The sequence below is a fragment of the Mesorhizobium sp. BAC0120 genome (assembly GCF_033542235.1).
Classification (GTDB): domain Bacteria; phylum Pseudomonadota; class Alphaproteobacteria; order Rhizobiales; family Rhizobiaceae; genus JAWRCU01.
Genome location: NZ_JAWRCU010000001.1, coordinates 337,881 through 360,105 on the forward strand (window position 1 = coordinate 337,881; position 22,225 = coordinate 360,105).

Sequence of the window (22,225 nt, forward strand, 5' to 3'; positions counted from 1 at the left end):
GCCCACCCATGCTCGCCTATCTCCTGAAGCGCCTCGCGATCGGCCTGGCGACGCTTGTCGTCGCTTCGATCGTCGTCTTTGCCGTGCTCGAGATCCTGCCGGGCGACCCGGCGCGGCTTATGCTCGGCATGAATGCAACGCCGGATGCGGTGGAGGCTCTGCGTGAACAGATGGGCCTCAATCAGCCCATCGTCCTCCGCTATCTCCACTGGATCGGCGGGCTGCTCACCCTCGATTTCGGCCGCTCCTACACCTATTCGGTGCCGGTGATCGACCTGGTCTCGGAACGGCTCGTCGTCTCGCTGCCGCTCGCTTTGCTCGCGCTCATTCTCTCGACGGCGATCGCCATTCCCGTCGGCATCTTTTCCGCCGAACGCCGCGGCCGTGCGGCGGATGCCGTGACTATGGGCGCGGCGCAGCTCGGTGTCGCGATCCCCAATTTCTGGTTCGCATTGCTTCTGATCTATGTGTTCGCCGTGTGGCTTCGGCTGGTTCCCGCTGGCGGCTTTCCCGGTTGGAGCGCTGGCTTCTGGCCGGCTTTCAAGGGCTTGATCCTGCCGGCGGTCGCACTGGCCCTGCCGCAGGCCGCGATCCTCGCCCGCGTCACGCGCTCGGCACTGCTCGAGGTGCTCAACGAGGATTACATCCGCACTGCCCGCGCCAAGGGCATGCCTCGAAAGACCGTGTTGTGGCGGCATGCTCTGCGCAACGCCATGATCCCGGTCGTCACGATACTCGGCCTGCAATTCGCCTTCCTGCTTGCCGGCACGATCATCATCGAGAATGTCTTCTACCTGCCCGGTCTTGGGCGGCTGGTCTTCCAGGCGATCACGCAGCGCGACCTGATCGTCGTGCAGAGCGTCGTCATGCTGCTGGTGGCGGCGGTCATCGTCGTCAACCTTCTGGTCGACATATCCTACGCGATCGTCGACCCGCGGCTCAGGATCGCGCGATGACCCTGCCCGCCCTACCCCGCGCCGAAAGCCTCGGCAGCGTCATCGCCAAGGCCTTCGCCAGCCGCTCCTTCATCGTTGGCTTTGCGATTACCGGGGCAATCGCCGCAATCGCGGTCCTGTCCTTCTTCTGGACACCCTACGACATCACCCGTCTCGTCATCGCTGACAAGATGCAGACACCTTCGGCAGCCCACTGGTTCGGGACAGACCATTTCGGCCGCGATATCTTCTCCATGGTCATGATCGGCGCACGCAATTCGATAGCGGTCGCGCTCGTCGCCGTCGGGATCGGCATGGGGATCGGCGTGCCGCTTGGCGCCTTCGCGGCCGCCCGAGGCGGCCTGATCGACGACATCGTGATGCGTCTCAACGATGTGGTCTTCGCCTTCCCTGCCCTGCTTTCCGCGATCATGATCACCGCCATCTTCGGGCCGGGCGCGATAAACGCCATCATCGCGATCGGCATCTTCAACATCCCGGTCTTCGCGCGCGTTGCGCGGGCCGGCGCGCTGGCGCTCTGGCCGCGCGAGTTCATTCTCGCCGCGCGCGCCGCCGGCAAGGGCAGGACGCTGATCACGATCGAGCACATCCTGCCCAACATTGCGAGCGCGCTTCTGGTGCAGGGCACGATCCAGTTCGCGCTCGGCATCCTGGCGGAGGCCGGGCTTTCCTATGTCGGCCTCGGCGCCCAGCCGCCCATGCCGAGTTGGGGTCGCATGTTGTTCGATGCGCAGACGCGAATGATCATGGCGCCTCACCTGGCACTGTTTCCCGGTCTTGCCATCGTGTTCACCGTCCTCGGCCTCAACCTGCTCGGCGACGGTCTTTCCGATGTGCTCGATCCCAAATTGAGGCGGGCGCGGTGAGCCTGCTCGAAATCCGGAGCCTGAAGCTCGAGATCGGCGGAACGCCGATCCTGAACGGCGTCGATCTGACGATCGAGCCGGGTGAAGTGATGGGTCTGGTCGGAGAATCCGGGTCGGGCAAGTCGATGACGGCGCTGACGGTAATGCGACTGCTGCCGGCCGCCGCAGCGGCCACTGGGAGCGTGCGCTTCGAGAAGACCGAGATCCTCGCGGCGAGCGAGGACCAGATGAATGCCCTCCGCGGCGATGATATCGGCATGGTCTTCCAGGAGCCGATGACGGCACTGAACCCTGTAAAGACGATCGGCGAGCAGGTTGCCGAAGGCATACGCTGGCACACCGGCGCAAACCGCCGGGACGCCGAGGACCGGGCGCGCAAGATGCTCGATCGAGTCGGGCTCCCGGCAGCAAAATTCCCGCTGTCACGCTATCCGCACGAACTTTCCGGCGGTCAGCGTCAGCGCGTCGTCATTGCCATCGCCTGCGCGCTGAAACCGAAACTGCTCATCGCCGACGAACCGACGACGGCCCTCGACGTCGTGCTCCAGAAGCAAATCCTGGAGCTGCTGCGTGACCTGGTCGACGAGAACCGCATGGGCCTTCTGCTCATATCGCACGACCTTGCAGTCGTTGCCGACATGGCCGAACGCATCACCATTCTGCGCAGCGGCGGCGTCATGGAAGAAGGCGAGACGGCCCGCACGCTCTCCGAGCAAAATCACCCCTACACACGCCAGCTAGCGCAGGCATCGATGCATGTGCCGGCGCGCGCGAGGCATCACGCCAACCCGGGCGCGCCGGGTCCTTTGCTCGAAGTCGAAAACATTTCGCGCCTCTATCCCGGCGCGCGGCCGTCGCTGTTCAGATCCGGCAAGCCGACGCATGCGGTAAATGATGTCTCGTTCACCTTGAAGCACAGCCAGTCGACGGCGCTTGTCGGTCGCTCCGGCTGCGGAAAATCGACTCTGGCGCGCATGGTGCTGGCACTGGACCGGCCGAGCGGCGGCAGGATCCGTTTTATGGGCGAGACGCTCACCGGCAAGGAGGGGTCGGAGCTCAGAGCTGCCCGCCGCAATATGCAAGTGGTCTTCCAGGACCCTTATGGTTCCTTCAACCCGCGCCACAAAGTGGAGCGGCTGGTGGCCGAGCCGCTGCATCTCCTGGACGAAAAGCCCGATACAGCCGAGCGTCGGCACCTGGTCCTCCAGGCACTGCACGAAGTGGGCCTGAGGCCGGAAGATATGGACAAATATCCACACGAATTCTCCGGGGGGCAGCGGCAACGGCTGTCCATCGCCCGCGCGCTGATCACCCGGCCGAAGCTGATTGTCGCCGACGAGCCGGTTTCGGCGCTCGACGTGTCGATCCGCGCGCAAATCCTCGATCTATTCGCCGCGCTGAATGACAGGCTCGGGGTCGCCTACCTCTTCATCACCCATGATCTGACGGTCGCCCGTGCCATAACCGACGATGTGATGGTCATGGATGAGGGCCGAATCGTGGAAAGGGGCAAGACGGCCGACGTGCTGAACCATCCTCGCTCGGATGCAGCCACGGCCCTGGTCGCGGCCGCTCCAGATCTGCACCGGGCGGTTGCCAGGCGGCTCCAGGAACAGGGATAACGGCGCCTGCTTCCTCACCCGGCCGCGACAAGATCCTTCGCTTCGACGTTCAGCACTGCAAGCGTGCGCTTGAGCATCTCTATCTCGGTGTCGGCAAGCTTCGCATCGGCCTTGGCGATATCTGCCATGTGGCGGGCAAGCTGCTTGCGGCGGTCGAAATCGAGTTCTCGGAACATCGCCAGAGCCTGGGCGCCGGTCGTCTCGTAGCCGAACTCGTTCAGATATTCGACGACGCCATCGATGCTCTTCTCGCTGATGCCGAACGCCTCCCGGCAGATGCGCCGGAATGCCTCCATCTCGGACTCGCTTACCGTTCCATCGGCGAGGATCATGCGGAAGAGAAGCAGCAGCTCGGCGGACAGCACGGGATCGTCAGCGACCTTGCGCACGCCAGGATCGCCCTCGAAAAATGACAACAGCTTTGCAAGAAGCCGGTGCGGCATTCGTTCCCTCATTCGATTTTGCCTCAAGCCTAGCGAGAAAAGCGGCTCGCGCAAGCTGCTCCTCGTGCTTTCGGAGAAAGGCGTTTCGTCCTATCGTTGCACGACGCATCTGGATGACTGTGTAGCCGGCCATGAAATCGCCGATGGAACAAGGCAAGCCTTTCTGGCTGCAGCGGGCGCCGCGTCGCGAGCTGTCCGGCCTCGTCTCCCGCCTCAACGGCTATTGCGAGAACGGCTGGCGACTGAGCGAGGCGGTCGAGATGGCTGCGCTGGTCGTGCCGCTGGTGATCAGCTTTGGCGCGCCTTTCTCGATTGCGCTCGGGCGCAAGCCGCAATCGGCCGACGGTTTCGCAAGCTTCGCGGCCGGTCTCCACGCCGGGCATGTCGTCATGAATTCCGGCGGTGATAGTGCCTGCGTGCAGATCGACTTCACGCCGCTCGGCGCCTATCGCTTTTTCAGCCTGCCGATGCGCGAACTGTCGTCCTGCATGGTGACCCTCGACGATCTTGCCGATGGCGAGATCGATCTCTTGCGCCGCAAGCTGGAAGACATGAACGATTGGAGCGCGCGCCTCGATCTCGCCGAGGCCTTTGTCCTCGATCGAATTCGGCGCGGACCGGTCCTGAACCCGGCGATCGCTGCGGCCTATCGCGAGCTTGCCTTCTGCCACGGCAATGTGCGCATCGGCGCGATCGCCAGCAAGCTGGAGTGGAGCCGCAAGCATCTGGCGCAGCGCTTCCAGGATGAAATCGGTCTGCCGCCGAAGGCGGTGGCGCGGATGCTGCGTTTCAACCGCTTGCTCGACCTTGCGAAGCGTGAGGAAGCGCCGGACTGGGCCGGCCTTGCCGCCGAATGCGGCTATGCGGATCAGGCGCATCTGACCCGCGAATTCGCGGAGTTCGCCGGCACGAGCCCCGCACGCTGGCAGGCTGCCGCCTGAGCAGGTTCCGCAAACCTGTTCCGCGCTTTTCGCGCTAACTAAGCAAGTGGGCCCCCCCAGGCTTGCGACCTCCAAGACAAGCCTCGACGCGGGCGCGACTACTTTGCCTCGTGCGGCCCCGCCGTGGCTCGGTCGAGCGCAGATAGCCGATTCAAGGCCTCGCGCAACACCGCAGCCGCCTGGCCCCGATCCTGCGTGGACATCGCCACGAGGTTGAGGTCTAGTTTCAGGTTGGGGCGCTCCTCGTGAATAACCAGTTTGTCCGTGACGAGATTCTCGTAGGTGTCGACGACCTGATACGTCGCGACGGGATAGGCGATGCCCTTGACGGAGATGTGCCCGCGCTCCTCGCAGCCGATCCGGTCGCGAACATTCGCGAAGGTTTCATAGGAGATGAGGATCTCGCCCGGCGTGGCCGCAGCCTCCAGCCGCGACGCCAGATTCACTCCGCCGCCAATGATGGTGTAATCCATCCGATCCTCGCTCCCGAAGTTTCCAACGGTGCAAAAACCGGTGTTGATTCCAATCCGGCACTGAAGGGGCCTTTCGATGCCCGACGCTCGCCACACGTCCTGCAGCTCATGCATTTTCTTGCGCATCGCCAGGGCCATCTCGACGCAGGCGATGGCGTCTTCCTTCACACCACGCGTCTCCGGATCGCCGAAGAAGATGACGATGGCGTCGCCCACGTACTTGTCGATCGTCGCTCCGTATGAGAGCGCGATTTGAGACATCTCCGTCAGATAGTGATTGAGCAGCCGGGTCAGGTCTTCCGACTGCAGCCTCTCCGCCGTCTCGGTGAAACCCGCGATGTCCGAGAAGAAGACGGTCAGCTTCTTGCGGCGGCTCGCGATCTTGACCTCCTGCCGGCCGCTGAAAATGGACTCGTACACCTGAGGCGAGAGGTATTTCGCAAGTTGGTTCGAGAGTTGCTCCAAGGCCCTGGATTTGTCCGCCAGTTGGTTCTCACGCAGCTTCAGCTCCGTAATGTCCGAGTAGACGGCCACCGTACCGCCATCGTCGGTCTTGCGCTCGCTGACCAGGATCCAGCGGCCATCGCCGCGCTGCTGGATGTGCGGATCGGAAGGATTCCGATGTCGGGCGATCCGCTCCCGGACCCACTCGTCCACGCGGCCCTCGGCATCCTTGACGTAGCCGCGCTCCGCCGCACGTCGTACGATACTCTCAAACGCCATGCCTGGAGAGATCTCTGCGGCCATGTCGCCGGGATAGAGGAGCGTTCGATATTTGCTGTTGCACACGACCAGCCGATCTTCCGCATCATACAGCGACAACGCCTCGGAGATGCTCTCCATCGCGACCGCCAACCGCCTCCGGCCCTCGCGAATTTCCCGCTGATTCGACTTCTGGACCTCGATCGCCGTGTCCCGGAAGACGCCGAGCGCATCGGCCATGCGGCCGATTTCATCGCTGCGACCGCGACCCGGTACGTCGATCGAGGTGTCACCTGCGGCGAGGCCGCTCATAGCAGATGTGATGCTCTCGATCGGTCTTACAACCCCGGGCACCACATATAGAATGGCGATCACGACCGCTCCCGCCACGCTCAGAGCGGTAATCAGGAAAAGTAGGAGCCGGCCATTGGCGATCGCCCCGGCGCCGCGGATCGCCGCTGCATCACTGTTGTTCTGGGCGGTCACGACGAGGTCCGATACCTCTTTGCCGAGACTGAGCACGAGCGAGTTGTTGGCCTGCAAAGATGTTTGGGCAAGTTCGGCCTGGTGTAGCTCCTCGCTGCGCGCGTCGAATATGTTATCTGCGGCCGTGCCGAATGCGATCAGCTTCTCTGTGAGGCCCTTAAGCGCACTGCTGTCGACGGAGGAAGGAAGCTGCGAGAGCAGCTTCTCCGCGTGGCTTGCCGCCGCGACGAAGCGCTCGCGCAGAGGCTTCAGAGAAGCGGGATCGGTAATCCCGGCCGCCTGGTTCAGCAGCCCCGCTGCTAAGTTGCCCTCGGCGCGCAATGTGAGCAGGACCTGCAAGGCGTTGACCCCGCCCTCTACCAGGTTGGTGATCGCCTCCGTGCTCTTGGCCGCCACGCCTTCGCTGGCGGTCACAAGTTCGAAACCGGCGTCGTCCACCATCGGCGCAAGAGTGTCGAGCAGAGTACGGTGCGCCGCCTCCACCGCCGCTGCCATCCTCTGCCGCTTCGCCTGGACCGGCTGTCGCGTCTCCAAGGGGACACGGAGTTCTTGCAAGCGGACCTCGAAGACATTGTCCGCGCTGCCGCCGAGCACAACCAGCGCGTCGCTTGCCTCTCGCAATCGTCCGTTCTCGGACGACTGAGGCAACGCCTCGAGACTCTTCTGCATGGCCGCCACCGCCGCCGCGAATCTCTCGCGGAGAGGCTGGATCAAGGCCGGATCGTCGACGTGCGCCGCTTCCCCGAGCAGGCCCGCGGCCAGATTTCCTTCGGAACGCAGCGTCAGCAACGCCTGCAAGGTGTTGACGCCGCCCTCAACCAGCCCGGTGATGGCGTCCTTGCTCTTGGCAGTCACGTCCTGGCTGGTGATTACAAGGTTGAACCCGGCATCGTCCACCAGGGGCTCCAGGGCGTCTTGGAAGCTGGTCTGCACGACGGCAAGATCGGAGACCGCGGCCTCCCTTTGCGCGCTCAAACGCAGGCGCTTCGAGACAGCGCCGTTGAGCCTTTTGAGCTCGTCCGCGATCTTGCCCTCGATCTCTTTCAGATTGCTGACCCTTGCCAGGGCCATTCCCGTGGGCTTCAGCTCGTCGGTCACTGCGGAGATTTCATTCAGCCTCAGAACGAGCCTCTGCTGTTCCTGGAGCCGCTCCTCTTCGCTGCGGCTCGCGATGAGGGCTGGAGCCGTGGCCGTGATCTCGGCGCTCCGTTCTGCGAGGCGGAGCGAAGTTGCCATGCCGACCACGCTCTCCGCGGTGATCCGCGTCACTGACCTCTCGATGTCAGTGAAGGCGTACCAGGCAATCGCACTGGCGCCGACGGTCAGCATGGCCATCCCGCCGAGCGCCATGAACAATTTGGTCTTGATGCCAAAAGCCGCCTTGTCGTCCGGCTTACGGCCGAGACTAGACGGTTTCGAAGTGTGCGCTTCGACCGAAGTCGCCCTGCCAGGCTTTTGATCCCCCCCATTCATGACGACGCGCACGCGAGCGAAGCGAGCCTGCGTTGCTCGGGAGAAAGACGGCGCCCGGTCCGCCTTTTGACCACGTCAACGCTCCAGCCGGTCAACCGGTTTGAAGCTGCCATCCGCCTGGATCACGGTGAGGAACACCTTGTCCATGCCCTGATTGTGGTCCGGGCCGTACGACAGCGTGATGCCGCCCAGGTCAAACGTGCCGACCTCCTTGATGGTCGAAAGCAGCGCCGCCCGCGTCACCGGCCCCTTCAGCTTGCCCAATGCTTCGGTCAGCACCCGGCCGACCATATATCCTTCGAGCGAAACGAAACCGATCTGCGCGTCCGGATTGGTTGCTCTGAGCGCCTTTTGGTACCTCGCTACGAGCGGGAGGCTCGCGTCTCGGGGGAACGGTACGACCTGCGTTACCACCACTCCTTTCCCATCCTCGCCGAGTTCCTTTGCAAGTGCGTCGGGACCGACGAACGAGATGTTGACGAACACCACGTCCAGCTTGAGCCGGCGTGCCAGCTTGATGAATTCCGCGCAGGGCTTGTAGGCACCGACCATGACGACAGCCTGGGGATCCGCCTTGCGAATCGCCAGCAAGGCCATTTTCACGGCGGTCGTGTTGCGCTCGTAAGTGCCCTCGGCAACCAGCTTCATGCCGCGCTTTTCCATTGCCTTGGTCACTCCCGAAAGCCCGGCGCGACCGAAGCTATCATCCTGATACATGATGGCTATTCGCGAGAAGCCGAGGTCAGTGGTGAGGTGCTCGATCCAGGCCTCTGTCTCTTCATCATATGAGGCCCGAATATTGACCACGTTGCTGAGTGACGGGTCGCGCAAGAAGGCGGCACCCGTGAACGGGCCGACAAACGGCACCCCTGCTTCCATGGCGATCGGCTCCACCGCGTTCGAAGTAGGCGTGCCCACCTCGCCGACGAGTGCAAATACTCGGTTCTCATCGATCAGACGCTTGGTGTTGGCGATCGCCTTTTCGGGCTCGTACGCGTCGTCATAGGAGATCAGCTCAAGGCGGTGACCATTAACTCCGCCGGCGGCATTGGCCTCATTGAAAGCGGCGAGAATTCCCTCCCGCATGCCGAGACCCAGCGCCGCTGCGGGTCCCTCAAAGGCTGCCGATTGCCCGAACACAATCCGGTCGTCGAACACTCCCGGCTCGGCGCGGGCTGCGACGTTTCCAAGCGAGATCGCGCCGAAGCCCAACAAGGCCGCGACGGTAAATCCTCTGGGCCAGGACATGAGGTCACCCTCCCTCGGCGAGGGCGCGTTCCGAAGCGACACGGCTATCAGAAACTAGGGCCGGGCCACCCGCTGGGCGCCCACTATTGTGAACTCTACCACATTTGCGTCACCGGGTAACGCTCCAAACCGCCGTGCAATCGACGCAGCTAGTAGGACGCTAGACTGGATGTGTCTGAAAAGACCAAGCGCCGCTCGAGCTCGGCCGGGCTAGAACCTCGACAACGAAGGGATCCCGGCAGGCGTTCGTGTCCAGAATGCCAGCCCAGGTAACATTCCTTCAAGACGTCTGCGTGCGTTCAAACGAGTATGGCGCGACTGCAATCCCCACCTAGGAGGAAACCATGACTGCGACGACTGTGAATGAGGCTCCGCGCATCTACGCCACGTTCCGCTACCGCGATGCGGCGAAAATGATCGACTGGCTCTGTGAGGCCTTCGGCTTCACCGTGCGGGTGCGCTATGGCGAGGGTAACGACGTCCACCACGCCGAGCTTGCGCTCGGATCGTCGATGATCATGATCGGCCATACGCGCGACGACGCCTACGGCCGTATGGTGGGCGCCGCAGGAATCCCCGGCGGCAAGTCGACCTACGTCGCCGTCGACGATGCCGACGCCGCCTTCGCCCGGGCCAAGGCGGCCGGCGCGAAGATCCTGGAGGAGCCGGTCGACCGCGACTACGGCAGCCGCGATTTCATCTGCGCCGACCCGGAAGGCAATGTCTGGTCGTTCGGCACCTACTGGCCCAAGGTGGTTGATGAAACCTAGCTTCAGATGGCGGAGCCGGTGATCGTCGACTTCTGCGCAAGCGGGCCGCCGCGCCAGAGGTAGAACGCGACCAGCGGCTCCGCGCCTGTGCGCATGGCGTGGCTGATGTTCGACGGGTGATGTATCACCTCGCCGGCCGCGCGGAGGACGAAGGCGCCCTCGCCTTTGCGCCATTCCGTGCCGCCGGTGAATGGGACGTAGAGCTCCTCGGCAATGTGGTGGTGGTCGGGATAGACGATATCCGGTCCAAGCACGAGGACGCCGGCCGCGAGGCTGTCGTTCGCGAAGTGGCCGCGCGTGCCGATGAGCTCGACCCAGCCGTAGTTCTCGATGAAGCGCTCGCCGAAATCGGCAGCCGTATAGGTCTGGCCCCAGCGAAGCGCGTGGCCATGCTCGGCAAGGAGCGCCAGCGGCGGGCGCTCTGCCGGCCGGGCTATTTCAACGGCGCGATAGAGATGACGAACGCAGGCAAGGCTGTTGGGTTCAACCGCACGTTCCGGCATCTCCCAATCGATACCAGCGATGAAGCCTTGCACAATCTCGTCATCGATCGACTGAAGATAGGCGCGGAAAGCCGACAACAGCTGGGCGGGTGGCGCGGTCATGTGCCTCGACTTTCTTTGCAGAGCAAGTTCGACAAGTCCGATTTGCGCGAGTTCCGCGATGGTCTAGACTGCGGAATGGAACAAGAAAAGCGCTGGAGGACGCCATGGATGCGACGGTCGATGCCGATTCCGGCCAGTTCGAGCTGACGCAAGACCAGCGCGCCGTTCGAGATGTTGCCGAAACCTTCGCAAGAGAGCGGGTCGCGCCGGATGCCCTCGACTGGGACAAGCGACGTCATTTCCCCGTCGATGTTTTTCGCGAGGCTGGCCCGCTTGGCCTCGGCGGCATTTACGTGCGCGAGGATGTCGGCGGCTCGGCACTTGGCCGGCTGGAAGCCGCACTCGTTTTCGAGGCGCTGGCGAAGGCCTGTCCCGGATTCTCGGCCTTCCTGTCGATCCACAACATGGCGGCCTGGATGATCGACCGCTACGGTGACGAGGCCCAGCGGCAGCGGTTCCTGCCGAAGTTGACCTCGACGGAGTGGCTGGCGAGTTATTGCCTCACCGAGCCGGGCTCCGGGTCGGACGCAGCCGCATTGAAGACGCGGGCCGAACGCGACGGCCATCACTACGTGCTGAACGGCTCCAAGCAGTTCATCTCCGGCGCCGGCGCCACCGACATCTATATCGTGATGGTGCGCACCGGAGGAGAAGGGCCGAAAGGCATCTCGGCCCTGATTGTGCCCAAGGATGCGCCTGGCCTCTCCTTCGGAGCCGAGGAGCACAAGATGGGTTGGCACATGCAGCCGACGCGCCAGCTCATCCTCACCGATTGCCGCGTGCCTGTCGAAAACCGGCTGGCCGAAGAAGGTGCCGGGTTCTCCATCGCCATGGCCGGGCTCGACGGCGGCAGGCTGAACATCGCCGCCTGCTCCCTCGGCGGCGCCCAGGCTGCACTCGACAAGGCGGTTGCCTATACCGCCGATCGCAAGGCCTTCGGCCAGCCGATCAACCGCTTCCAGGCGCTGCAGTTCCGGCTAGCCGACATGGAGACCGAGCTCCAGGCGGCGCGCGTGCTCCTATATACCGCCGCCGCAAAACTCGACCGCAAGGCGCACGACGCAAGCAAGTGGTCGGCAATGGCGAAGCGCTTCGTGACCGACACCGGCTTCGAGGTTGCCAACGGCGCCCTGCAGCTCTTCGGCGGCTACGGCTATCTGCACGATTACGGCATGGAGAAGCTGGTACGCGACCTGCGGGTCCACCAGATCCTCGAAGGCACCAACGAGATCATGCGCGTGATCATCGCGAGGAATATGATCGGAAGGGATTAGGGGAGTAGGGGAACAAGGGAGTAGGGCAGTAGGTTACAAATCGGAAGGTCTCGGCGTGCACGAGCCGACCTTCTCATCCCCTATTCACTTACTCCCCTATTCCCCTAATCCCGTCATTAACGGGAGCAACCACCATGACCACCATCGCCTTCATCGGCCTCGGCAATATGGGCAACCCCATGGCCGCCAATCTCGTGAAGGCCGGACATCGCGTGCGGGGCTTCGATCTCGTGGCCGAGAACCTGACGAAGGCGCACAGCAACGGCGTCGAGATAGCCGCGGACGCCAGTACGGCCGTCGAGGCGGCCGAGGCGATCATCACCATGCTGCCGGCGGGCACGCATGTGCTTTCGGTCTATAATGACATCCTGCCGAACGTGGCTGAAGGGGCGCTGCTGATCGATTGTTCTACCATCGACGTGGACTCGGCACGCAAGGCGCATCAGCTTGCCGCAGAACGCGGCCTTCCCTCGATCGACGCGCCGGTATCCGGCGGCACGGCGGGTGCCGCCGCAGCCACCCTCACCTTTATGGCCGGCGGCAGCGCGGATGCCTTCGCCAGGGCCGAGCCGCTGCTCAAGCCCATGGCCGGCCGCATCGTCCATTGCGGCGAAGCGGGCGCCGGCCAAGCGGCGAAGATCTGTAACAACATGATCCTCGGCGTCTCGATGATCGCAGTCGGCGAGGCCTTCGTGCTTGCCGAGAAGCTCGGCCTTTCGCACCAGGCGCTGTTCGACGTGGCCTCGACCTCGTCCGGCCAATGCTGGTCGTTGACGACTTACTGCCCCGTTCCCGGGCCGGTGCCGACGTCACCGGCCAACCGCGACTACCAGCCCGGCTTCGCCTCAGCCTTGATGCTCAAGGATCTCAGGCTGTCGCAGGAAGCCGCGCAGGCCGCAGGCGCGGTCACGCCGCTTGGAGCGGAGGCTACCCAGCTCTATGCGCTTTTCAGCGCGCTGGGCAATGGCGGCAAGGATTTTTCCGGGATCATCGAGTTTCTGAGAGGGCGCTCCAACTGATCGCCGGCGGCGGGTTTATTAAAGACAAGTTAAATAAAAAAATTCTCGAATTTAGACTTGCTTAAGTTCTCGATAACCGTGCGGTAACGATGTCGACGTATAACGGTTCGCGTGACGGTCATTGAAATGCACCTCACCGCTCCGGATCAGGTCTCGCGTACCGGAGCCGTATTCTTCCAGGATGTATTGCGTCTCGGACGGCAAGCCGTGTTCCCTGCGGAGCACGGTGCTGCCGTTTCAGGCGTTTGCGGCGTCGCGGAACTGGCCATCGACGATGGCGCCGGTTTTGAGCTTCAGCTCGTCGAACTGCGCTTGCCAATCAGCGCAGCTATTGCTCCTGGCCATGTCGCAACTCCCGCTCGGCCATATCAAGCGCCATGACGATCCGCTCGCATGCGAGGTCGATCGTCTCGCGCGTCCAGATGAGCGGCGGCGAGAGGATCATGGTGTTGCCGGTTGCACGCATCATCAGGCCTTCGGCGACCGAATGGTCGCGCACGACGACAGCGGCCGTACCGTCCGAATCGAAGCGCTCCTTGGTCTCCTTGTCCCTGACGATCTCTATGGCAGCCAGGAGCCCGAACGATCTCACCTCGCCGACCAGTGCATGGCCGCTGACGCGCTCCCGCAATGCTTGCGCGAAATATGGGCCCGTATCGTCCCGAACGCGCTCGATCAGGCCTTCGCCTTCGATGATCTCCAGGTTCTTCAACGCTACCGCGCAGGCCACCGGATGGCCGGAATAGGTATAGCCGTGGAAGAATTCGCCGCCCTTCTCGACCAGCGTGGACGAGATGCGGTCACCCACGAGCAGCGCCGACAGCGGCTGGTAGCCAGAGGTCAGCGCCTTGGCGGTGGTGATCGTGTCGGCTTCGATGCCCATGGACTGCGCGGCGAACCATTCGCCGGTTCGGCCATAACCGGTAATCACCTCGTCGAGCATCAGGAGAATGTCGTATTTTCTGCAGATGCGCTGGATTTCCGGCCAGTAGCTCGGAGGCGGGATCTTGACGCCCCCGGCGCCCTGGATCGGTTCACCGATGAATGCGGCGACCGTCTCCGGTCCAGCTTCGACAATCGCATCCTCTACGGCCTTGGCGGCGCGCAGCCCGAATTCGTGATCGCTTTCGCCGGGCAGCGACAGCTCGAACGAATAGGGGGGCATGACATGAACGATGTTCGGCACCGCGCCGTTAAGTTGCCCATGCATCTGCGACATCCCGCCGAGCGAAGCTCCGGCGATCGTCGAGCCGTGATAGGCATAATTGCGTGAGATGATGCGGTTTTTCTCGGGCCTGCCTTCGAGGGCCCAATAGTGACGTACGAGGCGGAGCGCCGTGTCGTTCGCCTCTGAGCCCGACGAGCCGTAGAAGACCTGGCTGATATTGTCAGGCGCGATCTCGGCGATCTTCTGTGCAAGCAGCACCGGAGTCGGAGTCGAACAGCGGAAGAACGAATTGTAATAGGACAACTCTTTCATCTGCTTGTAAGCGGTCTCGGCGAGTTCGTCGCGGCCGTAGCCGATATTGACGCACCAGAGCCCCGCCATGCCGTCGAGGATCTCGTTGCCCCCGCTATCATAGATGAACGGTCCCTTCGCATGCGTGATGATGCGTGAGCCGGCCTCCCGCAATTCCTTGTGATCGGTGAAGGGATGAAGATGGTGCGCGGCATCGATCTGCTGAAGCTGCGCCAGCGAATAGTTCAGATAAGTCATGGGTTTGGCCTCTCGCGTTGAATCATTCCGGCAACAGCCGGGGCGGATTCAGCAAGCGGCTGGTGGCGAATAGCCGATGCGCGCGCAGAGCCTCAGCAGCTCGGCGTGCAGTGTGCGCCGCGACGGAGTCACGGCTATGTTGCGCGATGACATTGGGCCAGCATAGCGGAGACGCTGCACTGCCTTCAAGCTTCAGGCAATCACGGGCCTGCCGGTCTGCCGTCCCGACGCGCCACATGGAGGACGAACAGCAGCAAGGTGAGCATGCCCATCACCAGAGGCAGGCCCTGAACGCCGACGACATCCATGACCGCACCGGTGACCGGTGGCCCGATGATGCCGCCGACGCCCCAGACCAGCGCAAAGGCGGCGTTGCCCGCCACCAGCATGGCGCCCGAGAAGCGATCGCCGAGTTGGACCAGCGCCATGGTGTAGATGCCGAACGAGGCCGCGCCCCAGACGAATGCAAGCGGCCAGGCAGATGGCGTGCCAAAGCTGACAGGCAGGAGCATTGATCCCAGCATGAGCACAATCGCACAGGCGATCAGAACCTTGCGCGATCCGATCCGCTCGGCGATCAGCCCGAGCGGTATCTGCAGCACGACGTTGCCCAAGATGAACGTCGTGAGAAAGGCCGAGACGGCCTCGTCGCTACTGCCATAGGCGCGACCGTATACGGTGGTGAGCGAGAGCAGAGCATGCTCGAAGGCGGCAACGACGGCCACTGCAAACAGGAGCAGCGGCGCGACAGACAGAAAGCGCAGCACCGAAGGCTCGTCCTTGCCGTTATGGAGTTCCGGCAGTCGCGGCAGCACCGCGACCAGGACGCCGGCGCAGCCGATGAAAGCGATGATGCCGACCATGAATGGCGGCCAGCCTTCGCTGCCTGTCACGCTTAGGGCGAGCGGGCCGGCGCCAAATCCAGCCGAGATCAGCGATGTATAAGTACCCATGACCCTGCCGCGCCGGGCAGGCGGCGTCAGCGTCAGCATCCAGGTTTCGCTTAGTACATAAAGCGGGTTCACGACAAAGCCGAGAAGAAAGCGCAACGGGAACCATGGCCAGAGATTCTGCGTCCAGCCGATCAGGGCGAGCAACAGCGCCGCAAGCCCGGCACAGGTGAGAGCAGTCGTGCCGGCGCCGAAGCGGCGTGCGGAGATCGGTATGAAGGCTGACGAGGCGATGAAGCCGAGCGGCGTCATCGCCGCCGAGAGCCCGATAAGGCTGGAGGGCGTGCCTTGCCGCTGGAGAATGAAGGAAAGCAGCGGATAGGTGAGTCCTTGCGCAACCGAGAACACGGTCACCGTGGCGATGACGCCGCCGATCGCGGCCCATTGCGGGCTACCTGCGGCAGCTTCGGTTCCCTCGATCGCCATGCTTCCCCCTCCCTGAGCCGTGAGGGAGAGCTAGCCTCCTTCCCCGCGTGCGCCTAGAGCCGGCTGGCCGGAACCGCCTGCGCCAGAACCATCGAAGCGGCTCACGCGGAACCGGCTGATATCGTGGCGTGTCGCCCCCCCGGTCGAGAGGTCGGCCAGTATCTCGCCGATCACACTGGCGAACTTGAAGCCGTGGCCCGAACATGGCGACGCCACCACAATACGCGGATCGGATGGCAACAGATCGATGACGAAATCCTCGTCGGGAGTCATCGTATAGATGCAGGTTTTCATCGCCTTGAGCCGACCCGCCCCCTCCGGCAGATGCCGTTCAAGGAAGCGGCGCGTACGTGCCTCGTCCGTCGGGCCGGCGTCCTGGCGTGCGGCATCGGCTCTCGGGAGCCGGCCGCTGCTGTAGTGTGAAGCGCATTTGAGGCCGGTGCCGGCAAAATCCGGGAAACCGTAGACGAGGTCGTCCTCATCCTCGATGGCGAACACCGGCAGCCTGTCGAGCCCAAACAATTCCGGCCGCTTCGGTTCGTACCAGGTGAGCACCATCCTGTTCAGGGTGATGTAGCGCATCAAATCCGGCACCAATTCGGTGATCCACGGGCCAGCCGAGACGACGACTCTGCCGGCTTCGATCGTGCCGTCACCGGTGGCGATCCGAACGCCTTCGCGCTGGGGCTCGACCGCTGCGACCTTGGTATTCGTGAGAATGGTCGCGCCTGCTTGCCTCGCAAGCCGCAGATGCAGCGAATTGGCGAGATCGGCTCTTACAAATCCGCCCTGTGGCTGGAACATTGCGGAATAATCGTCCGGAAGCTCGATGGCAGGGAAGCGCCGCCTCACTTCGGCTGGACTGAGCAGCTCATGCTCGAGGCCGTGCAGCAGGCAGGCTTCGAGCGAGCCTGCAACCAGTTGGCTGCCCGGCCTTCCGGCTTCGACGATGCCGGTCGTGGTGAGCACCGTCTCGCCGGTCAGTTGCTCGACTTCGCGCCAGTTCTCGTAGGCGCTCCTTACCAGGGGCACATAAGACGGGTGCTCGAAATAGCCGAGCCGGATCGCCCGGCTCTCGCCATGCGAGGAGCCGCGGTCGTGGCCAGGCGTGAATTGCTCGATGCCGATCGCCTTCACACCGCGCCGCGCGAGATGGAAGAGCGCTGCGCTGCCCATTGCGCCAAGGCCGATGACCGCTACTTCAAAACTACTCAACTTTCGCCTCCGAAATCCATGTCGCTTCCCTCGCTCTAGTGGTCGTCACATCCGCACTGACCGCATTGACCGCGGTCCATTATGCCGCCCTATCGTCCGCCGCTACCGGGAATCTCTTACATGAACGCAGTATTGCAGCCCGCCGAACCAATGATCGCGACCGAACGGGCGCGCCGCGGCGGCCGTGCCGGAAAGCGCGCAAGCGGCGCAGCTGCCTTCGAGCAGCCTCCGTTCCGCCAGCTCAGGATTCCCTTCCCTCCCACCAGGCTGATCTCTGATGACGAATTGGAATCGATCCATCTCGCTTCGCTCAAGGTGCTGAAGGAGATCGGTGTCGATGTGCTGCATGACGGCGCGCGCAGGATCATGAAGGAACATGGCGCCGACATGCGCGCAGGCTCGGAGCGCGTCCGCTTCGACGCCGACATGATCCTCGAACTGATCGCTCACGCGCCGCCGGAATTCACCATCCACGCCCGCAATCCCGCGCACAACGTCCGCTTCGGCGGCGACAATCTCGTGATCTCGCAGATGGCCTCCGCGCCGAACTGCTCCGATATCGACAATGGCCGGCGAGCCGGCAATCAGGCCGATTACCGCAATTTCCTGCGGCTCGCGCAGATGCACAACATCCTTATGACGACCGGCGGCTATCCGGTCGAACCAGTCGACATCCATCCATCGATCCGCCATCTCGAATGCATACGTGATCTCGCGACGCTCACCGACAAGGTGTTCCACATCTATTCGCTGGGGCGGGAGCGCAATGTCGACGGCATAGAGATCGCCCGCATCGCCCGCGGCGTCAGCCATGAGCAGCTGCTCGAAGAGCCCTCCGTCTATACGATCATCAACACCAACTCGCCGCTGAAACTCGACATCCCGATGATGGAGGGCATCATCCAGATGTCCTCGCACGGCCAGGTGGTGATCGTCACGCCGTTTACGCTCTCGGGCGCAATGGCGCCGGTGACGATCGCCGGCGCGCTGGTCCAGCAGAATGCGGAGGCGTTGGCCGGCATCTCCTTCACCCAGATGGTGCGAAAGGGTGCACCCGTCGGCTATGGCGGCTTCACCTCCAATGTCGACATGAAGTCGGGCGCGCCTGCCTTCGGCACGCCTGAATACATGAAGGCGCAGCTCGTCGGCGGACAGCTCGCGCGGCGCTACAACATCCCCTATCGCACCTCCAATGTCTGCGCAGCCAATACAGTGGATGCGCAGGCGGCCTACGAAAGCGTGTTCTCTCTGTGGGGTGCGATCACCGGCGGCGGCAACTTCATACTGCACGGCGCCGGCTGGCTGGAAGGCGGACTGCGCTGCTCCTACGAGAAGATGATCCTCGACATCGACCTCCTGCAGATGGTGGCCGAGTTCCTGACGCCGCTCGACCTTTCGGAGGACGCGCTGGCCGTGGATGCGATCCGCGACGTCGGCCCGGGCGGCCATTTCTTCGGCACCCCGCACACGCAGTCGCGCTACAAGACGGCCTTCTACGCGCCAATCATCTCCGACTGGCGCAATTTCGAGACCTGGGCCGAGGCGGGTTCGCCGACCGCGATCGAGCGCGCGAACAAAGTCTGGAAACAGCGGCTGGCAAGCTACGAAGAACCCCATATGGATCCAGCCATCCGCGAGGAGCTCAACGCCTTCGTCGACAAGCGCAAGGCCGAAGGCGGCGCGCCTACTGACTTTTAATCCGTTGCTCCATGTTCAAAGCCCCCTCTCCGTCTCGGGCTAAAGCCCTCGACACCTCCCCCCCTAAGGGTGGGGAGGAAGGGCGCGAACTTGTCTCGGAAGGCGCCCTTCCTCGCCCCCTTCAGGGGGAGAGGTGCCGAGCGAAGCGAGGCGGAGAGGGGGAAGCCAAGAAGCGACCCGAGCATCGAAAGGCTGGAGCCACTGAAGGGGCACGTTCTCTCAGGCGGGCTGGCAACCAAGCTGAAGCCTTGCTTTGGCTGGAAGTTAAGGCCAAGCGGCTAGGCGGCTATCACTTCGTCCGCCAGCAGCCAATCGGCCCTTACTTCGCCGACTTCGCCTGTCGCGCCAAACGCCTCGTCGTCGAAATCGACGGCAGCCAACACGCAGACAGCGCCTATGACCGCCGACGCGACGAGTTCATGCGCTCCCAAGGCTACTCAGTCCTGCGTTTCTGGAACGTGGATGTCCTGAAAGAGCGGACCTCCGTCTGCGAAACAATTCTGGCCGCACTCGAAGGGCAGCTGGCTGAAGACACCGTCGCGACAGACCTTCGGTTCGTCTATGCGAAGCCGCGCATTAGCCCGACTGTCATTCAGCCTTCTTCCGATCGATCGAACTCATTTTCTGAAATCAAGAGACCAACTCAATGAAATCCCACGTCAAAGCGGTTGTCATCGGCGGCGGTGTCGTCGGCTGCTCGGTGCTCTACCATCTAGCCAAGGCGGGCTGGACCGACATCATGCTGATCGAGCGCGCGGAGCTCACCTCCGGCTCGTCCTGGCATGCAGCGGGCGGCTTCCATACGCTGAACGGCGACCCGAACGTCGCCAAGCTGCAGGCCTATACGGTGCAGCTCTACAAGGAGCTGGAGGAGATTTCCGGCCAGTCCTGCTCGCTGCACCTGACGGGCGGCGTGATGCTTGCCGACACCCAGGAGCGCATGGATTTCCTGCGGCTCGCCCATGCCAAGGGCCGTTACCTCGGCATGGATACCGAGCTCATCACACCGTCGGAAGCCAAGGCCATGTTCCCGCTGATGGACGAGAGCCATTTCGTCGGCGCCATGTGGGATCCGGTCGAAGGCCATCTCGACCCGTCCGGCACGACGCATGCCTATGCCAAGGCCGCCCGCAAGCTCGGCGCCGACATCGTGCTGCGCAACCGCGTTGTCGAGCTGACGCAGGATCCGGACGGCACCTGGAACGTCGTCACCGAGCAAGGCACGGTGAAGGCCGAGCACGTGGTGAATTGCGGCGGGCTGTGGGCGCGCGAGGTCGGCCGCATGGTCGGCGTCGAACTGCCGGTGCTTGCCATGGAACATATGTATCTTCTCACCGAGCCCATGCCGGAGGTCGAGGCATTCAACAAGGAGACCGGCCGCGAGATGATCGGCGTGCTCGACTTCAAGGGCGAGATCTACACGCGCCAGGAACGCAACGGCATCCTGCTCGGCACTTATGAGAAGGCCTGCAAGCCGTGGTCGCCGGTGAACACCCCATGGAATTTCGGCCATGAGCTGCTGCAGCCTGATCTGGACCGCATCGCGCCTTCGCTGGAGGTCGGCTTCAGGCATTTCCCCGGCATCGCCAATGCCGGCATCAAGCAGGTGATCAACGGTCCCTTCACCTTCGCGCCGGATGGGAACCCGCTGGTCGGCCCGGTGCAGGGCCTGACCAATTTCTGGTGCGCCTGCGCCGTCATGGCCGGCTTCAGCCAGGGCGGGGGTGTGGGGCTCGCGCTTTCCAACTGGATGGTGAACGGCGATCCTGGCTTCGATGTCTGGGGCATGGATGTCGCCCGCTTCGGCGAGTGGGCGACGCTGCGCTACACCAACGCCAAGGTGCGCGAGAACTATTCGCGCCGCTTCTCGATCCGCTTCCCGAACGAAGAGCTCCCGGCAGCCAGGCCGGCACAGACGACCCCGCTCTACGACACCATGGTCGCTGAGAACGCCGTGATGGGCGACAGCTGGGGGCTGGAGACGCCGCTCTGGTTCGCCCCGAAGGGCACCGAGCCGAAGGACATCGTCTCCTTCCACCGCTCCAATGACTTCGAGCATGTCGGCAACGAGGTGCGCGCGGTGCGCGAGAGCGTCGGCGTGACCGAGATCGCCAACTTCGCCAAATACGAGGTGACTGGTCCAGGAGCCGAGGATTTCCTAAACCGGCTGATGACCAACCGCATGCCGAAGACGGGTCGCATCGTCTTGACGCCGATGCTCAACGAATTCGGCAAGCTGATCGGCGACTTCACCATCGCCCATGCAGGCGACGAGCGCTTCATGATCTGGGGCTCGTCGGCCGCCCAGAAATATCACATGCGCTGGTTCGAGAAGCATCTGCCGAAGGACGGTTCCGTCCGCGTCCACCGCTTCGACATGACGCTCGTCGGCTTCTCGATCGCCGGGCCGAACAGCCAGGTGCTGCTGCAGAAGCTGGTCGACGAGGACGTGTCGACGAAGGCTTTCCGCTTCATGGATTTCCGCGAGATCGCGGTCGGCGGCGCGCCCTGCATGGTCAACCGCATCACCTACACCGGCGATCTCGGCTACGAGATCTGGATGCAGCCGGCTTATCAGCGCCTCGTCTACAAGGCGATCAAGGAAGCGGGCGAGGAATTCGGCATCGTCGATTTCGGCATGCGCGCGCTGCTCTCGATGCGGCTGGAGAAGAACTTCCCGACCTGGTTCCGCGAACTGCGTCCGATCTACGGTCCGTTCGAAGGCTCGATGGATCGCTTCATCCGGATGGAGAAGAACGACTTCATCGGCCGCGAGGCGGCAGCCAGGGAGCAGCAGGCCGGGCCGAAGCTCCGCCGCGTGTCTCTGGTGGTCGATGCGCTCGATGCAGATGTCATGGGCGACGAGCCGATCTGGGCGAGGGTCAACGGCCAGGACTACGGCACGGTCGAGAAGCCGCATGGCTATGGCGCACCGCGCTTCGACACGAGCGGCAAGGCGGTGCGCGGCTCCACGGCAGCCGAGGGCGCCTCGGCCGTGCGCGGCATCCACGACGGCGAATGGTCGGTGGTCGGCTGGGTGACGTCCGGGGGCTATGCCCATCATGTCGGCAGATCCCTGGCGCAAGGCTACGTGCCTGCCGCCCTTGCCGCGAATGAGGGTGAAGGCCTGTTCGAGATCGAGATCCTCGGCCACCGCCGCCCGGCGCGCATCAATGTCGAGCCGCTGTTCGATCCGAAGGGCGAAAGGATGCGGGGGTAGCGCGTCTGCTCCGCCGAGATATTGCTGCAGCGATGACGCTCTACGGCGCCCCCCTCAGTCCTGCCGGACATCTCCCCCGCGAGGGGGGAGATTGGACGGCCGTTTTGTTTTCGCCAATCGT

The 22,225-nt window shown here is 63.4% G+C and carries 17 protein-coding genes; 10 read left to right on the forward strand and 7 right to left on the reverse strand.

Features of this window, described 5'->3' with window-relative positions; translation table 11 throughout:
* The first annotated feature begins 8 nt into the window (after positions 1-8).
* The 3 genes from SAZ10_RS01545 to SAZ10_RS01555 are packed head-to-tail and all read left to right on the forward strand — an operon-like array spanning position 9 to position 3,444.
* Positions 9-956 carry an ABC transporter permease gene (locus SAZ10_RS01545; RefSeq protein ID WP_318607397.1) on the forward strand — a complete coding sequence of 316 codons (948 nt, stop codon included), beginning with the start codon at positions 9-11 and terminating at the stop codon, positions 954-956.
* Positions 953-1,822, forward strand: coding sequence for an ABC transporter permease (locus SAZ10_RS01550; RefSeq protein WP_318607398.1), 870 nt, complete (start codon positions 953-955; stop codon positions 1,820-1,822). The genes SAZ10_RS01545 and SAZ10_RS01550 overlap by 4 nt, the downstream gene beginning before the upstream one ends.
* Positions 1,819-3,444 (forward strand): dipeptide ABC transporter ATP-binding protein, encoded by a 1,626-nt coding sequence (locus SAZ10_RS01555; protein ID WP_318607399.1) that lies wholly within the window; start codon positions 1,819-1,821, stop codon positions 3,442-3,444. Before SAZ10_RS01550 ends, SAZ10_RS01555 begins: the two co-directional genes overlap by 4 nt.
* A gap of 14 nt (positions 3,445-3,458) precedes the next feature.
* On the opposite strand, the gene SAZ10_RS01560 is transcribed toward SAZ10_RS01555, so the two are convergent.
* Positions 3,459-3,887 carry a TerB family tellurite resistance protein gene (locus tag SAZ10_RS01560; protein WP_318607400.1) on the reverse strand — a complete coding sequence of 143 codons (429 nt, stop codon included), beginning with the start codon at positions 3,885-3,887 and terminating at the stop codon, positions 3,459-3,461.
* A 131-nt stretch (positions 3,888-4,018) separates the two neighbouring features.
* Here SAZ10_RS01560 and SAZ10_RS01565 point away from each other — a divergent pair, with 131 nt between their 5' ends.
* Positions 4,019-4,828, forward strand: coding sequence for a helix-turn-helix domain-containing protein (locus SAZ10_RS01565; protein WP_318607401.1), 810 nt, complete (start codon positions 4,019-4,021; stop codon positions 4,826-4,828).
* Between the two features lie 98 nt (positions 4,829-4,926).
* Here the strand turns inward: SAZ10_RS01565 and SAZ10_RS01570 are convergent, their stop codons facing one another.
* Positions 4,927-7,962 (reverse strand): adenylate/guanylate cyclase domain-containing protein, encoded by a 3,036-nt coding sequence (locus tag SAZ10_RS01570; RefSeq protein ID WP_318607402.1) that lies wholly within the window; start codon positions 7,960-7,962, stop codon positions 4,927-4,929.
* A gap of 75 nt (positions 7,963-8,037) precedes the next feature.
* On the reverse strand, positions 8,038-9,210 hold the full coding sequence (locus SAZ10_RS01575; protein WP_318607403.1) for an ABC transporter substrate-binding protein: 1,173 nt from the start codon (positions 9,208-9,210) through the stop codon (positions 8,038-8,040).
* Between the two features lie 344 nt (positions 9,211-9,554).
* Between SAZ10_RS01575 and SAZ10_RS01580 the strand changes: the two genes are divergently transcribed.
* The gene (locus tag SAZ10_RS01580) at positions 9,555-9,980 is read left to right on the forward strand and encodes a VOC family protein (protein WP_318607404.1); all 426 of its coding nucleotides are present in this window, start codon (positions 9,555-9,557) and stop codon (positions 9,978-9,980) included.
* A gap of 2 nt (positions 9,981-9,982) precedes the next feature.
* Here SAZ10_RS01580 and SAZ10_RS01585 read toward each other — a convergent pair whose 3' ends face one another.
* Positions 9,983-10,585, reverse strand: a complete 603-nt coding sequence (locus SAZ10_RS01585) for a dimethylsulfonioproprionate lyase family protein (protein ID WP_318607405.1) — start codon at positions 10,583-10,585, stop codon at positions 9,983-9,985.
* A 104-nt stretch (positions 10,586-10,689) separates the two neighbouring features.
* Between SAZ10_RS01585 and SAZ10_RS01590 the strand changes: the two genes are divergently transcribed.
* Positions 10,690-11,859, forward strand: coding sequence for an isobutyryl-CoA dehydrogenase (locus SAZ10_RS01590; protein ID WP_318607406.1), 1,170 nt, complete (start codon positions 10,690-10,692; stop codon positions 11,857-11,859).
* Between the two features lie 134 nt (positions 11,860-11,993).
* Positions 11,994-12,878, forward strand: a complete 885-nt coding sequence (gene mmsB, locus SAZ10_RS01595; protein ID WP_318607407.1) for a 3-hydroxyisobutyrate dehydrogenase — start codon at positions 11,994-11,996, stop codon at positions 12,876-12,878.
* A 328-nt stretch (positions 12,879-13,206) separates the two neighbouring features.
* On the opposite strand, the gene SAZ10_RS01600 is transcribed toward mmsB, so the two are convergent.
* From SAZ10_RS01600 to solA, 3 genes are all read right to left on the reverse strand, one after another.
* The gene (locus SAZ10_RS01600; protein ID WP_318607408.1) at positions 13,207-14,595 is read right to left on the reverse strand and encodes an aspartate aminotransferase family protein; all 1,389 of its coding nucleotides are present in this window, start codon (positions 14,593-14,595) and stop codon (positions 13,207-13,209) included.
* 200 nt (positions 14,596-14,795) lie between these two features.
* Positions 14,796-15,971 carry an MFS transporter gene (locus SAZ10_RS01605; protein ID WP_318607409.1) on the reverse strand — a complete coding sequence of 392 codons (1,176 nt, stop codon included), beginning with the start codon at positions 15,969-15,971 and terminating at the stop codon, positions 14,796-14,798.
* 30 nt (positions 15,972-16,001) lie between these two features.
* On the reverse strand, positions 16,002-17,186 hold the full coding sequence (gene solA, locus SAZ10_RS01610; protein ID WP_318607410.1) for an N-methyl-L-tryptophan oxidase: 1,185 nt from the start codon (positions 17,184-17,186) through the stop codon (positions 16,002-16,004).
* A 120-nt stretch (positions 17,187-17,306) separates the two neighbouring features.
* On the opposite strand from solA, the gene SAZ10_RS01615 reads away from it, so the two are divergent.
* The 3 genes from SAZ10_RS01615 to SAZ10_RS01625 all read left to right on the forward strand — a co-directional run bounded on the left by SAZ10_RS01615 (position 17,307) and on the right by SAZ10_RS01625 (position 22,104).
* Entirely contained in the window at positions 17,307-18,884 is a 1,578-nt protein-coding gene (locus tag SAZ10_RS01615; RefSeq protein ID WP_318607411.1) for a trimethylamine methyltransferase family protein, read from the forward strand.
* A gap of 248 nt (positions 18,885-19,132) precedes the next feature.
* Complete coding sequence (locus SAZ10_RS33550) at positions 19,133-19,534, forward strand: endonuclease domain-containing protein (RefSeq protein ID WP_412535137.1); 402 nt, start codon at positions 19,133-19,135, stop codon at positions 19,532-19,534.
* Positions 19,531-22,104: an FAD-dependent oxidoreductase gene (locus SAZ10_RS01625; protein WP_318607413.1), complete on the forward strand. Its 2,574-nt coding sequence runs from the start codon at positions 19,531-19,533 to the stop codon at positions 22,102-22,104. Before SAZ10_RS33550 ends, SAZ10_RS01625 begins: the two co-directional genes overlap by 4 nt.
* Positions 22,105-22,225 lie beyond the last annotated feature (121 nt).

Excerpts from the sequence above, each read along its gene's own strand:
- SAZ10_RS01545 (WP_318607397.1), top strand. The coding sequence starts at position 9 with ATGCTCGCCTATCTCCTGAAGCGCCTCGCGATCGGCCTGGCGACGCTT.
- SAZ10_RS01550 (WP_318607398.1), top strand. The coding sequence starts at position 953 with ATGACCCTGCCCGCCCTACCCCGCGCCGAAAGCCTCGGCAGCGTCATC.
- SAZ10_RS01560 (WP_318607400.1), bottom strand. The coding sequence starts at position 3,887 with ATGCCGCACCGGCTTCTTGCAAAGCTGTTGTCATTTTTCGAGGGCGAT.
- SAZ10_RS01565 (WP_318607401.1), top strand. The coding sequence starts at position 4,019 with ATGAAATCGCCGATGGAACAAGGCAAGCCTTTCTGGCTGCAGCGGGCG.
- SAZ10_RS01570 (WP_318607402.1), bottom strand. The coding sequence starts at position 7,962 with ATGAATGGGGGGGATCAAAAGCCTGGCAGGGCGACTTCGGTCGAAGCG.
- SAZ10_RS01575 (WP_318607403.1), bottom strand. The coding sequence starts at position 9,210 with ATGTCCTGGCCCAGAGGATTTACCGTCGCGGCCTTGTTGGGCTTCGGC.
- SAZ10_RS01580 (WP_318607404.1), top strand. The coding sequence starts at position 9,555 with ATGACTGCGACGACTGTGAATGAGGCTCCGCGCATCTACGCCACGTTC.
- SAZ10_RS01585 (WP_318607405.1), bottom strand. The coding sequence starts at position 10,585 with ATGACCGCGCCACCCGCCCAGCTGTTGTCGGCTTTCCGCGCCTATCTT.
- SAZ10_RS01590 (WP_318607406.1), top strand. The coding sequence starts at position 10,690 with ATGGATGCGACGGTCGATGCCGATTCCGGCCAGTTCGAGCTGACGCAA.
- mmsB (WP_318607407.1), top strand. The coding sequence starts at position 11,994 with ATGACCACCATCGCCTTCATCGGCCTCGGCAATATGGGCAACCCCATG.
- SAZ10_RS01600 (WP_318607408.1), bottom strand. The coding sequence starts at position 14,595 with ATGACTTATCTGAACTATTCGCTGGCGCAGCTTCAGCAGATCGATGCC.
- SAZ10_RS01605 (WP_318607409.1), bottom strand. The coding sequence starts at position 15,971 with ATGGCGATCGAGGGAACCGAAGCTGCCGCAGGTAGCCCGCAATGGGCC.
- SAZ10_RS01615 (WP_318607411.1), top strand. The coding sequence starts at position 17,307 with ATGAACGCAGTATTGCAGCCCGCCGAACCAATGATCGCGACCGAACGG.
- SAZ10_RS01625 (WP_318607413.1), top strand. The coding sequence starts at position 19,531 with ATGAAATCCCACGTCAAAGCGGTTGTCATCGGCGGCGGTGTCGTCGGC.